The organism is Microbacterium sp. Root1433D1, from assembly GCF_001426835.1.
Classification (GTDB): domain Bacteria; phylum Actinomycetota; class Actinomycetes; order Actinomycetales; family Microbacteriaceae; genus Microbacterium; species Microbacterium maritypicum.
In genome coordinates, this window is sequence record NZ_LMFN01000002.1 from 288709 (window position 1) to 301554 (window position 12846).

Below are 12846 nucleotides of genomic sequence, written 5' to 3' on the forward strand. Positions count from 1 at the left end.
GGAAAGGTGCCCGAACAGCTGAGTGCTCGCCCGCTTCCCGCCTGGGTGGAGCCGTCGTCGGTGTTCGGGATGCTGGAAGCCGGAGCCGCGGACGTGTTCTGGCTCGATGCCGGCGCGGCCGCCACGACGGGGTGGAGTTTCGTCGGTACGGGGGAGCCCTCGACACTTCCGCGCGAAGTGCGCCTCGACAGGGGTGCCGCCGATCCCGCGCTGCCGCCGTTCACCGGGGGGTGGGTCGGCTGGCTCGACTATGAGAGCGGCGCCCGTGTCGCCGGGGCGCCCGTGGCCGGCACCGTCGAGGAGAGCGGCGGCTCCTGGCTGCGCGCCACCCGTGTCGTCGCCTTCGACCACTCCCTCGGCCGCGCGTGGACCCTCAGTGCGGATCACGACGCCGAAGCCTGGGCAGCCGCTGTCTCCGCGTTGGTCGGGGCGCGGGAATCCGTGCCCATGCCCGTGCGGGCCGACGAGACCCGCGTCGCCCAGGCGCGACACGACCCGCAGGAGTATGCGGCCCTCATCGAACGCTGCCGCGATCTCATCCGTGCGGGTATCGCCTACCAGCTGTGCCTGACCACGCGCTTCACCGTCAGGGGAGCGCATGACGCCGTGGACGTCTACCACCGGCTCCGCACCGCCACGCCCGCCCACCACGGCGGGTTCGTGCGGATCGGCGACCGCACGCTGCTGAGCGCGAGCCCGGAGCAGTTCCTCCATGCGGACGGAGGCATCATCCGCACGCGTCCCATCAAGGGCACCAGGCCCCGAAGCTCCGATCCCGTCGCAGACGCCGCGCTCGCCGCAGAGCTCGCGACGGATCGCAAGGAGCGCGCCGAGAATGTCATGATCGTCGACCTGATGCGCAACGATCTCTCGCGGGTGTGCGAGCCGGGGAGCATCCGTGTCGAGGGGCTGTGGGTGGTGGAGAGCTATCCGGCCGTGCACCAGCTCGTGAGCACGGTGAGCGGCGTCGCGGCCGCAGGGACGACGGTCGGTGCTCTGCTGGAGGCGGCCTTCCCCGCCGGCAGCATGACCGGCGCTCCGAAGCTGTCGGCGATGACCAGGCTCCACGAGTTGGAGGGCGGGCCCCGCGGCGTGTACGCGGGCTGCTTCGGCTACATCGGCGCCGACGGCACCCTGGATCTGGCCATGGTGATCCGCAGCATCCTGATCGAGGGGGAGCTGGCCGTCGTCGGCGCCGGGGGAGGCATCACCTGGGGCTCCGTCGCCGCGTCCGAGGTAGCGGAGGTGGCGACCAAGGCGCGCGCACCGCTCGCCGCGCTCGGCGCCGGAATGCCTGTGCTCTGGCGTTCCGATATCCTGAACTGATCCCGCTTTTTCCTTCAGATTGGTCGTGCGTTCGTTGTCTGAGAACCTGTCCACCGCTCCTGCCGACGACGAGGCCCCGTCGGCGCACGCCATCCAGAACAAGTGGCAGAAGTACTGGGCGGACAACGGCACGTTCCTCACGGGCGGCGACGACGACACGCGCCCGCGGCGGTACGTGCTGGCGATGTTCCCCTATCCCTCGGGCGACCTGCACATGGGGCACGCCGAGAACTACCTCTACTCCGACATCGTGGCCCGTTTCTGGCGCCACCGCGGGCACAACGTGCTCAACCCGATCGGCTGGGACTCCTTCGGTCTGCCCGCCGAGAACGCGGCGATCCGTCAGGGTGCCGACCCGCGGGAGTGGACCTACCAGAACATCGCGCAGCAGAAGGTCGGTTTCGAGGCGTACGGCGTCTCGTTCGACTGGAGCCGGGTGCTGCACACCTCCGACCCCGAGTACTACCGCTGGAACCAGTGGCTGTTCCTGAAGCTGTACGAGCGCGGTCTGGCCTATCGCAAGAAGAGTCCGGTCAACTGGTGCCCCAACGACCAGACGGTCCTGGCGAACGAGCAGGTCGTCGACGGACGCTGCGATCGTTGCGGCGCCGAGGTGATCAAGAAGAAGCTCACCCAGTGGTACTTCCGCATCACCGACTACGCCGACCGTCTGCTGGATGACCTGAACCAGCTCGAGGGCTTCTGGCCGCACAAGGTGCTGCAGATGCAGCGCAACTGGATCGGTCGCTCGGTGGGTGCCGACGTCGACTTCCTCATCGAGGGTCGCGAGGAGCCGGTCACGGTGTTCTCGACGCGTCCTGACACCCTGCACGGGGCGACGTTCTTCGTGGTCGCCCCCGACTCCGACCTGGCGTCGGAACTCGCAGCCGATGCTCCGGACGAGGTGCGCCAGCGCTTCCAGACGTATCTGGAGCAGGTGCAGAAGGAGACCGACATCGATCGGCAGTCCACGGACCGTCCGAAGACCGGCGTCTTCCTCGAGCGCTACGCGATCAACCCCGTCAACGGCGAGAAGCTGCCCGTGTGGGCAGCCGACTACGTGCTGGCCGACTACGGTCACGGCGCGGTCATGGCCGTCCCGGCACACGACCAGCGCGACTTGGACTTCGCCCGCGCGTTCGACCTGCCCGTCAAGGTGGTCGTCGACACGACGGCCCCCGTCACCGGTGCCATGCCGGTCATCGAGGTCGACGAGGAGGGCGTGCCGATCGACACCGGTGCCGCGCTCGAGGAGCAGAACCCCGCGACCACCGGCATCGCGCTCACGGGCGAGGGTCGCATGATCAACTCCGGGGCGCTGAACGGACTCTCCAAGCGCAACGCCATCGCGCGGGCCATCGAGCAGCTGGAGGCCACCGGTACCGGTCGTGCCGCCAAGAACTACCGTCTGCGCGACTGGCTCATCTCGCGTCAGCGGTTCTGGGGCACGCCGATCCCGATGCTGCACGCTGAGGACGGAAGCATCATCCCGGTTTCCGAGGACAAGCTCCCCGTCAAGCTGCCGAGCGTCGAGGGACTCGACCTCAAGCCCAAGGGCACGTCGCCGCTGGGTGGCGCCGAGAGCTGGGTGCGCACGACCGACCCGCACACGGGTGAGCCCGTGCTGCGTGACCCCGACACGATGGACACGTTCGTCGACAGTTCGTGGTACTTCCTGCGCTTCCTCTCGCCGAACAGCGACACGGTGGCGTTCGATCCGGCCCAGGCTTCCCGCTGGGCGCCGGTCGACTCGTACATCGGCGGTGTCGAGCACGCGATCCTGCACCTGCTGTACGCGCGCTTCATCACGAAGGTGCTGTTCGACATGGGGCTGATCGACTTCACCGAGCCCTTCTCGAACCTCATCAACCAGGGCATGGTGCTGCTCGACGGGCAGAAGATGTCCAAGAGCAAGGGCAACCTGGTTCTCTTCCAGGAGGAGCTCGACGCCCACGGTGCCGACGCCCTGCGCGTGGGGCTGGCGTTCGCCGGTCCTGTGGAGGACGACAAGGACTGGGCTGACGTCTCGACGACCGGCGCTCAGAAGTTCCTGGCGCGCGCGATGCGCATCGCCGGCGAGGTATCGAGCCCGGTCGATGTGGTGTTCGACGGTGGCGACGCCGCTCTTCGGCGTGCGACGCACAAGCTCCTTTCCGAGGCGCCGGGCCTGGTCGAGCAGACCAAGTTCAACGTCTTGGTCGCCCGCCTGATGGAGCTCGTGAACACCACCCGCAAGACGATCGACGGCGCAGCGGGCGCAGCCGACCCCGCTGTGCGCGAGGCCGCTGAGACGATCGCCGTGATGCTCGACCTCATCGCTCCGCACACCGCAGAGGAGATGTGGGAGATCCTCGGTCACGAGCCTTCCGTCGGCCTGGTGACGTGGCGTTCCGCCGACCCGGCGCTGCTGATCGAGGACAAGATCACCGCCGTCGTGCAGGTGGGTGGCAAGGTGCGCGCCCAGCTCGAGGTCTCCGCCCGCATCGGCGAGTCGGAGCTCGAGGCTTTGGCACGCGCGGACGAGCGCGTGATCCGGTCGATCGGCGACCGCGAGATCGTGAAGGTCGTCGTGCGTGCCCCGAAGATCGTGAGCTTCGTCGTCAAAGGCTGATCACCTCTTCCTCCACGGAGGACGATGATCCGGTCAGGGGCCCCGCGGTACGCCGCGAGGTCCCTGATCTCATTCGGGGCGTGCCGGCGATCCGGTGCGCAGAGACTCGCGAAGTCTCTCCGACAACGCGACGACGATGATCGGCGCGGCGACACCGAGCAGTGCACCGAACGCGATGTCGTGGAGATAGTGGACGCCCTGGGCGACCCGTGCGACCGCGACCACCGCGGCGAGCGCCATCGCCGACCAGGTGAGCCAGGAACGCCCGACCGTCAGAGCGATGGCGGCAGCAGCACCGAACGCGAGCGTCGCGTGATTCGACGGCAGCGACCAGTCTCCCGGAGGCGGGCATTCGGCGGCGATCAGCCACACGGTGCACGGGCGCTCCTGGGCGAAGACGAGCTTCCCGCCCTCGCTCAGAACGTATGCGAGAGCGACACCCGCGGCGGCCATCACGATCCGTGGTCGGCGTTCCGGATGACTCCACCAGGTGCGTCCCAGAGACACGGCCGTCGTGGCTGCGAGCAGCATCAGTCCCGCGTCGGAGATCAGCTCGAGTCCGGGCATTCCGGCGGCGGTGGAATGGAGCCACCGCGTGCCGAGCACGCTCACGCTGCCGGGCATCGGAATCGTCAGCAGGAGGGCCGCGGTGCAGATCGTGACGACCACGGGCAGGAGACTGCGCGCGGGCAGACGTGTCGAAGGCATGCCTACGAACGTACGGAAAGGGCATCCGAAGAACATCCGTCCGGAGAAGTAGCCGCATCGGTCGGACGGAGGAGACGCTGCGTGGTCTTCGCGATCTCCTGCACGGGGCGCCATCTCAGACACTTGTCCACGGCTGATGTCCGAGGCGCCGACCGGGGTCACGCCGCCCGCCTAACGTGGCCGGATGGCATCCCCGCAGGCACCCCTTCCGCCCCGTCATCGCCTGCGGCTGAGCATCGGCGCGGCGGTGGTGCTGGCGCTCGTCGTGCTGTCGGCTGCTGTCGGGCTCGGCATCATGAGGGGGCAGGCGGCCCCCGTCGAATCGGTGCCGCTGACCGATACCGGATCGGGGAACGGATCCGGCGCCGAACCGTCCGGCGATCTCTACGTGCACGTTCTGGGCGCCGTCGAGAAGCCGGGGCTCTACGTGCTCGATCTCGACGCGCGACTCGTCGATGCGCTGGCGGCCGCGGGCGGGACGACCCCCGATGCTGACCTGGCTGCGGTCAATCTCGCACGTGTGCTCGAAGACGGGGAGCAGGTCGTGGTGCCGGCAGCCGGTGCGGCGGGCGGTGCGCCCGGCAGCGCAGCACCGCCACCGGGCGATGACCGCATCGACCTCAACGCTGCGGATCAGGCCGCGTTGGAGACGCTGCCGCGCATCGGACCGGCGCTCGCGGAGCGGATCATCGCCTGGCGGGACGAGAACGGCAGGTTCACGTCGGTCGATGATCTGCTCGCCGTGCCCGGAATCGGCGAGAAGCTGCTCGCGGGACTCCGCGACGGGGTCAGAGTGTGAGGGCGCGTGATCTTCGGCTGGTGCCGCTCGCAGTGGCGGTGTGGGGCGTGGTGCTGCTGTGCGTGCTGCTCCCGGCGGTCGCGTGGGGGTGTGCCGGCGCGTGCACGACAGCCGCGGTGGGAGTGCTGGCCTTCGTGTGCCGCCGGTCGCACGGCGCGCGTGGTCAGCGCGACCACGGGGGCTTCGTGGTCGTGGTGCTGGCCACGATGGCAGCGGCGGCGGCCTGCGTCGGGTTCGCCCTCCCCGCGCGGGAGGCGGCCATGCGATGGGACGGGCGGGTCGTCGAGATCACTGCCGAGGTGACATCCTCCGCCTCGGTCGGACGAGACGGGCGGCTGTGGTTCGAAGCGGCGACGACCGCGCTCGGTCCGCCGGGGCATCCGGCCGACTCCAGCGCGCCGGTGCGCCTCGGCGTCGATCCTGCCGAAGGCTTCGATCTCGGAGCGCAGATCCGCGCGGTGGGAGAGTCGTCGGCGACCGATGCGGGGGAGCATTCGGCGCTGGTCGTCTTCGCGAGTGACGCGGAGGTCGTCTCACCCGCATCCGGTGCCTTCGGTGTCGCGGCAGGTCTCAAGAGCGCGTTCGTCGAACGCTCGCTGCGCCTGCCGGAGCCAGGATCCGGCCTTCTACCCGGCCTCGCGGTGGGCGACACCCGTGCGGTGACGTCTGCTTTGAACGAAGACATGCGCATCAGCGGCCTCAGCCACCTCACCGCCGTCAGCGGTGCGAACTGCGCGATCGTCGTCGGTGCACTCTTCTGGCTCACGGCAGTGTGCGGCGGCGGGCGAGGGATGCGCGTCGGGCTCTCCCTCGCAGGACTTGCCGGATTCGTCGTCCTGGTCACTCCTGAGCCGAGCGTGATCCGGGCAGGCGTGATGGCGGCTGTGGGCATGCTCACGGTGCTCCTGGGCAGGCCGAGCGCCGGTGCCGGCATGCTGTCCCTGTGTGCGACCGGGATTCTGTTGGCGGATCCATGGCTGGCGGCGACACCCGGGTTCGCGCTGTCGGTGGTCGCCTCGGGCGCGTTGATCCTCCTCGCTCCACCGCTTGCGCGGGGCATGAGCCGGGGCATGCCCCATCCCGTCGCCCTGGCCGTCGCTGTGCCGCTGGCCGCACAGCTCGCGTGCGGGCCGATCATCGCACTGTTCGCGCCGCAGCAGTCTCTGATCGGCGTCGCCGCGAACCTGATCGCCGCTCCGGCGGCTCCGTTGGCGACAGTGATCGGGCTCCTCGCCTGCGTCGCGGCGCCCCTGCCGGCGTTCGCTGATCTGCTCGCGTCCTCGGCGTGGTTGCCGGCGGCCTGGATCGCAACGACTGCGGCCACAACCGCGCGGCTGCCGGGCGCGCAGGTCCTGGTGCCTTCTGGGCCCGGCAGTGCCCTGCTGGTGGCCGTGGTGAGTGCGGCGGTCGCCATCGTGCTGATTCGGGCACCCTCCCGTGACCTGGGATCGAGCGTCGCGCGCGCGAGCGTGTGGGTGAGGCGAGGAGCGGCGGCGATCCTCGTGGTCGTACTTTCGCTGGCCGGATCCCGTGTGCTCCTCGACGGTCCCCTGGCCACGGCGACCGCTCCGGAGGGGTGGGCCATCGCGGTATGCGATGTCGGACAGGGAGACGCAGTGCTCGTGCGCTCGGCGACCGAGGTCGCACTCATCGACGTAGGGCCCGATCCTGAGCCTCTCTCCGCGTGCCTGCGATCGCTCGGCATCGAGCGCATCGACCTTCTCGTGCTCACCCACTTCGACCTCGATCACGTCGGCGGGATAGGCGCTGTCCAGGGGCGAGTCTCCACGGCTCTGCACGGTCCGGTCGCCGAGGATTCGGATCGACGTCTTCTGGAAGACCTCGTCGCGGGAGGCGCGCGCGTCGATGAGGCCTCGGCGGGCCAGCACGGCATGCTCGGCGAGGCGGCATGGCGAGTGCTCTGGCCGCAGCGGAAGTCCGTCGCGTTCCCCGAAGGCAACGACGCGAGTGTCGTGATGGAGTTCGACGGGGGAGGATTGCCGCGCTCGATCTTCCTCGGCGACCTCTCCGCAGCCCCTCAGCGCATGCTGCAGCGTTCAGCGAGGCTGACGCCGTACGCGGTGGTCAAGGTGGCTCATCACGGCAGTGCGGATCAGGAGCCAGGGCTGTACGAGATGATCCGGCCGCGGGTGGCCCTGTTCAGCGTCGGAGCGGACAACGACTACGGCCATCCACGCTCCGAGACCCTCGACCTTTTGGCCGCGACCGGCGCGCATGTGCTGCGCACCGACGAGCAGGGACGCGTCCTGCTCGGCCTCCGGGACGGCGAGCTGCAGGTCTGGACGGAGCAGGTGGGGCGGTGACAGTCCGAGCCATGTCGGCCACCGCCGGTAGGCTGGATCCATGGCAGCTTCGCGAACCCCCTCCCGCGGCGGCGCGAAGCCCACCAAGATTCCTCAGGTCTCCTGGCGCGAGCCGCACCCCGCCCCGATCGTGCTCGTGTCGGGCCCGGAAGAGGTCTGTGCCGAGAGAGCGATCGCCGGTGTCCGCGACTACCTCCGGGCCGAAGACCCTGCACTCGAAGTGAGCGACGTCCGCGCCGATGACTACGCTCCTGGAACGCTGCTCTCTCTCACCTCACCGTCGCTTTTCGGAGAACCCCGCCTGGTACGTGTCTCGGGTGTGGAGAAATGCTCCGATGCGTTCATCCAGGAGGCGGTGTCCTACCTCGACAACCCGCAAGAGGGGGCGACGGTCATCCTTCGCCACACCGGCGCCAGCGTGCGCGGCAAGAAGCTTCTCGACGCGCTTCGCGCCGGGAACGGCGGCGGTATCGAGATCGCCTGCCCAGCCATCAAGCGCGACAGCGACCGGGTCGACTTCGCCGCCGGCGAGTTCCGTGCGGCGAAGAAGCGCATCGCGCCTCCCGCTCTGCGCGCGCTGGTCTCTGCATTCGCCGACGATCTCACCGAGCTCGCTGCGGCCTGTCAGCAGCTCATCGGCGACGTCGAGGGCGATATCTCCGAAGAGATCGTCACCAAGTACTACGGTGGCCGTGTCGAGGTCTCGGCCTTCGTCGTCGCAGACACGGCGATCGCCGGTCGGTACGGTGAGGCCCTCATCGCCCTCCGCCATGCGCTCTCATCGGGCGCCGACCCCGTGCCGATGGTCGCGGCGTTCGCGATGAAGCTGCGCACCATGGCGCGTGTCGCCGGCAACCGCGAGCCGAGCCGCCAGCTCGCTCAGCGCCTGGGCATGAAGGACTGGCAGGTGGATCGTGCCCGCCGCGACCTCGCAGGCTGGAACGAGCGCTCGCTCGGGATGGCGATCCAGGCCACGGCGAGGGCCGACGGCGAGGTCAAGGGTGCCGCTCGTGACCCGATCTTCGCGCTCGAGCGCATGGTCACCGTGATCGCCACGCGTCAGCCGTTCGGGGAGTAGCCGATCGCCTCAGGACCCGGCCGGCTCGCCGAGGCGATGACCTTTCCGAGGCAATGAAGAAGGCCCGCCCCGATGACGGGACGGGCCTTTCTCAGAAGCTTCGGCTCAGAGGGAAGCGACCTGCTTGGCGAGAGCCGACTTGCGGTTCGACGCCTGGTTCTTGTGCAGGACACCCTTGCTGACGGCCTTGTCGAGCTTGACGGCGGCCTTCTTCAGGGCAGCCTCTGCGGCTGCCTTGTCGCCGGCGGAGACGGCCGTGCGAGTGGTGCGGATGACCGTCTTGAGCTCGCTCTTCACGGCCTTGTTGCGCTCGCGCGCCTTCTCGTTGGTCTTGTTGCGCTTGATCTGCGACTTGATGTTTGCCACGTGTGGACGCTTTCTGTACAGGAGTGTTCGGAATGCCGGCAGCAGAAGAGGGCTGCTGCACAGCGGTCGTGAGGGAAGAACCCACACGCAAGCCAAGAGCCGAGTCTACCAGCAGACGGGCTGTTGACGCGAAACGGCGACGGGAACATGAGACGCCGTCGCGCTTTCGATGGTACCGGGTGCAGAATCATCACTATCCCGACACTGATGTCAAGGAGCCCACATGACCCCCGAGTCCTCTCGTTCGTCCCTGCCCTCAGGGCTCCGCTGGTCCGCGGCGACCTCGGCCTTCCAGATCGAGGGGTCGCGCCCCACCGGGATATCAGGACGATCGATCTGGGACGACTTCCTCGAGAGGCCGGGAGCTATCCTCGACGGTTCGGTCGCAGACCCGGCCTGTGACAGCTATCGACACCCCGAGGCCGACGTCGCTCTCGCAGCCGGGCTCGGGCTCGATCGCTACAGGTTCTCGATCCCCTGGGCCCGCGTACAGCCGGACGGCCTCGGATGCGGCGACGGGGTGGCGCTCGATCACTACTCCCGTCTGGTCGATCTTCTCCTCGACGCGGGAGTCGTGCCGTTTCCCACCCTGTTCCACTGGGAGATGCCGAGCAGAATCGAAGCGGGCGGCGGCTGGCTCGAGAGGGACACGGCGGAGCGCTTCGCCGACTACGCAGCGATCGTGGCGGATCGTCTCGGCGACCGTGTGCAGCACTGGTACACCCTGAACGAGCCCGCCATGACGACGCTCCAAGGCTATGCGGTCGGTGCGCTGGCACCCGGGAAGCAGCTCCTCTTCGGCGCGCTGCCGACCGCGCACCATCAGCTGCTCGCCCACGCTCGGGCGGCGGCCGCTCTGCGCGAGCATGGTGCCGCATCGGTCGGATTGGTCAACAACCACACCTGGGTCCTGCCGCTGCGCGACACCGCCGAGGACCACCAAGCGGCGGCGATCTACGACCTGATCCACAACCGCGTCTTCAGCGAGCCGCTCCTCGCCGGTTCGTACCCCGACCTGGAAGCACTCGGCCTGCCTCCGATGCCTGTGCAGGACGGTGACCTCGAAGCCATCGGCCGCTCGATCGACTTCTACGGCATCAACTTCTACAACCCGACCACGGTGACCGCAGCAGCGGAGGAGAGCCCGATCCCGTTCGACATCGTGCCCACACCCGGAGTGCCGGTGACCGGGTTCGGTCCGGAATGGCCGATCATGCCGAGCGCTCTGCACGATCTTTTGATCGACCTGCACGCCCGGCATCCGCAGCTGCCGCCCGTGATCATCGGTGAGAACGGGGCCTCGTTCCCCGAGCCCGACCGTGCCGCCCGCGTCGACGATGCCGACCGGATCTCTTACCTCGCCGACCACATCGCGGCCGTCGGCGATGCGATCGATGCGGGGGTGCCGGTGGAGGAGTACACGGTGTGGTCCCTGCTGGACAACTGGGAGTGGGCCGACGGCTACACTCAGCGCTTCGGCCTCGTCCACGTCGACTTCGATACGGGCGAGCGCACGCCCAAGGCATCTTACGACTGGTATCGAGAGGTCATCGCCAGCTCGCGTGCAGCGACCCCGCTGGCGGCGGGGACGGGGGAGAAGCGGTGACCGAGGTCGCCGGCGCTCGCACGGTGCGGGCGGGGGCGCGATGGATGTCGCTGTTCACGCTGGCGTGGCTGGCGATCTGGACCGTGCAGCTCACGCCCGTCCAGCTGCTGCTGCCGCTGCAGCTCGACACCCCGGAGGACGACTGGATCCGTGGTGTCGTCTCTTCCGGACTGGTTCTCGGCATCGGCGGACTCGCGGGGATCATCGCGGGCCCCGCCGCCGGTGCGCTCTCGGATCGTGCGGCGGCCGGACGCCACCGTCGGCGCCCGTGGGCCGTGGGCGGCGCACTGTTCACCGCGGCCTGTCTCGCGCTCACGGGCTACGCCGAAAACCCGTGGACCGTGGGCGCCGGCTGGGTGGGAGTGTCGATCGGCGTCGCCGTGTCGTCGGCGGCCTTCACCGCGCTCATCGCCGACCAGCTGCCGACGACACAGCGTGGGGCCGCTTCTGCTGCCGTCGGCTCCAGCCAGGCCGTCGGCATCGTGGTCGGGGTGGGGCTCGTCGTCCTCCTCGGCCTCGGGATCCACGAGGGGTATCTCCTGCTCGCGGGCGTCATCGCGGTGGTCGGCACGACCACCGCTCTGCTGTTGCCGGATCCCCCGACCACGGAGGCGATGCGACCGAAGCAGATCGGACGACGCCGTCTGGCCTCGCTGCGAGATCGGGACTTCGCCTGGATGCTCTCCGGGCGCCTCGTGACGAATGTCGGCAACGCGCTCGGAACCGCGCTGTTCCTGTTCTTCCTGCTGCACGGCCTCGGCCAGCCGAGTGCGGTGGCGCAGGACAACCTGCTGCTGCTCATCGTCGTCTACACGGTGTTCGTGGTCATCGCCTCGGTGGTCACGGGAATCGTCTCCGACCGCACCGGGAATCGGCGGACGCTCACGGTGGCCGCGACCGTCGTCCAGGCGGCCTCGGGTGTGGCGATCGCGCTCGTGCCGACCTTCGAGATGACGATGGTCGCTGCCGCCCTGATGGGGCTCGGCTACGGAGCGTTCTCCACGGTGGGCCTCGCGTTCGCCGCCGACCTGCTGCCGGACGAGCAGGACCATGCGAGGGATCTCGGGATCGTGAACGTGACAGCCGCTCTCGGGCAGCTCATCGGACCTGTGCTGGGGGCGGGGCTGGTCGCGCTCGTGGGCGGCTTCTGGCTGGTGTTCGTCGCGGCCGCAGTGCTGTCCCTCGTCGGCGGGCTGCTCACGGCCTTCGCGCGCCAGCCGGTCAGGACGTCATGAGGTCGAGGAGTCCCGCTCCAGGTCACCGTCGACATCCCGCTCCACTGTAGCGATGGCGAGCTGCAGCACAGCGTTGAAGATCTGCGGTCGCATCGCGGTGACGAGGTGCGTCGTCCGCGGCACGATGATGAGCTCGGCGTGCGGTGCGAGCCGTCGGAACAGCGATTCGTTGAGCCGCAGCTGGTCGTACTGCCCGTTCACGAACCAGAGCGGAATCGTGATGCGGGGGATCGCAGCGGCGATGTCGAGTGCCGCCAGGCTGCGAAGCGCGGCGTCCTGGGTGTCCAGCGCGTACCCGCCTGCGGCGAAGTCGGATCGGGTCTCGAGGGGGATTGTGGCCTCGAGCATCCGTCTGGTGAGCCACATCCCACGGTCGGGGAGGGAATCGACGGCCCGGGCGAACAGGCGATAGGCGCGAAGACCGGCACCGCGGGGGAGCGACGTGCAGGCGGCGGCGATGAGCCCGGCGACCGGCGGACGCTCTGCCCCGCCGGCATAGGCGAGACACAGCAGGCCGCCCATGGAATGCCCCACAAGGAGCACCGGACCCCTCTCGGCTGCGGCGCGCACCGCGACGTCGATCGTGTGCAGCGCCTCGTGGAGGGTGAAGTCCTCCTGCATGCGCGTGCCGTGACCCGGCAGATCCACGGCGGTGAACGCGGCGCCGCGCTCTTCGAGGTGGGCAGCCTGAGATCGCCACATGGTGGCCGAGGTGCGGATGCCATGCACGAAGACGATCTGGGCGCTCACGGGTTCAGCATAAGGAAAGCGGGGCCGGTGGATGAACCACCGA

General features: G+C 69.1%; 10 protein-coding genes. 7 read left to right on the forward strand and 3 right to left on the reverse strand.

Features of this window, described 5'->3' with window-relative positions; genetic code table 11:
- Positions 1–6 precede the first annotated feature (6 nt).
- A complete protein-coding gene (locus tag ASD13_RS07305) occupies positions 7–1326 on the forward strand; it encodes an anthranilate synthase component I family protein (protein WP_055867626.1) in 1320 nt (439 codons plus the stop codon).
- Between the two features lie 34 nt (positions 1327–1360).
- Positions 1361–3937: a leucine--tRNA ligase gene (gene leuS / locus ASD13_RS07310; RefSeq protein ID WP_055869137.1), complete on the forward strand. Its 2577-nt coding sequence runs from the start codon at positions 1361–1363 to the stop codon at positions 3935–3937.
- A 69-nt stretch (positions 3938–4006) separates the two neighbouring features.
- On the opposite strand, the gene ASD13_RS07315 is transcribed toward leuS, so the two are convergent.
- Positions 4007–4645, reverse strand: a complete 639-nt coding sequence (locus ASD13_RS07315; RefSeq protein ID WP_055867629.1) for a phosphatase PAP2 family protein — start codon at positions 4643–4645, stop codon at positions 4007–4009.
- 184 nt (positions 4646–4829) lie between these two features.
- Here ASD13_RS07315 and ASD13_RS07320 point away from each other — a divergent pair, with 184 nt between their 5' ends.
- Genes ASD13_RS07320 through holA form a run of 3 tightly spaced genes read left to right on the forward strand, consistent with a single transcriptional unit; the run spans position 4830 to position 8846 of the window.
- Positions 4830–5444: a ComEA family DNA-binding protein gene (locus ASD13_RS07320; RefSeq protein WP_055867632.1), complete on the forward strand. Its 615-nt coding sequence runs from the start codon at positions 4830–4832 to the stop codon at positions 5442–5444.
- A 20-nt stretch (positions 5445–5464) separates the two neighbouring features.
- Positions 5465–7768, forward strand: a complete 2304-nt coding sequence (locus tag ASD13_RS07325; protein ID WP_235562494.1) for a ComEC/Rec2 family competence protein — start codon at positions 5465–5467, stop codon at positions 7766–7768.
- A 40-nt stretch (positions 7769–7808) separates the two neighbouring features.
- Entirely contained in the window at positions 7809–8846 is a 1038-nt protein-coding gene (gene holA / locus ASD13_RS07330) for a DNA polymerase III subunit delta (protein WP_055867635.1), read from the forward strand.
- Positions 8847–8951: 105 nt separating this feature from the next.
- On the opposite strand, the gene rpsT is transcribed toward holA, so the two are convergent.
- Positions 8952–9212, reverse strand: coding sequence for a 30S ribosomal protein S20 (gene rpsT / locus ASD13_RS07335; RefSeq protein ID WP_017830351.1), 261 nt, complete (start codon positions 9210–9212; stop codon positions 8952–8954).
- Between the two features lie 223 nt (positions 9213–9435).
- Between rpsT and ASD13_RS07340 the strand changes: the two genes are divergently transcribed.
- Positions 9436–10818 carry a glycoside hydrolase family 1 protein gene (locus tag ASD13_RS07340; protein WP_055867638.1) on the forward strand — a complete coding sequence of 461 codons (1383 nt, stop codon included), beginning with the start codon at positions 9436–9438 and terminating at the stop codon, positions 10816–10818.
- A complete protein-coding gene (locus ASD13_RS07345; RefSeq protein WP_157535604.1) occupies positions 10815–12053 on the forward strand; it encodes an MFS transporter in 1239 nt (412 codons plus the stop codon). Before ASD13_RS07340 ends, ASD13_RS07345 begins: the two co-directional genes overlap by 4 nt.
- Here ASD13_RS07345 and ASD13_RS07350 read toward each other — a convergent pair.
- Positions 12048–12803, reverse strand: coding sequence for an alpha/beta fold hydrolase (locus ASD13_RS07350; RefSeq protein WP_055867641.1), 756 nt, complete (start codon positions 12801–12803; stop codon positions 12048–12050). The genes ASD13_RS07345 and ASD13_RS07350 overlap by 6 nt on opposite strands.
- Positions 12804–12846 lie beyond the last annotated feature (43 nt).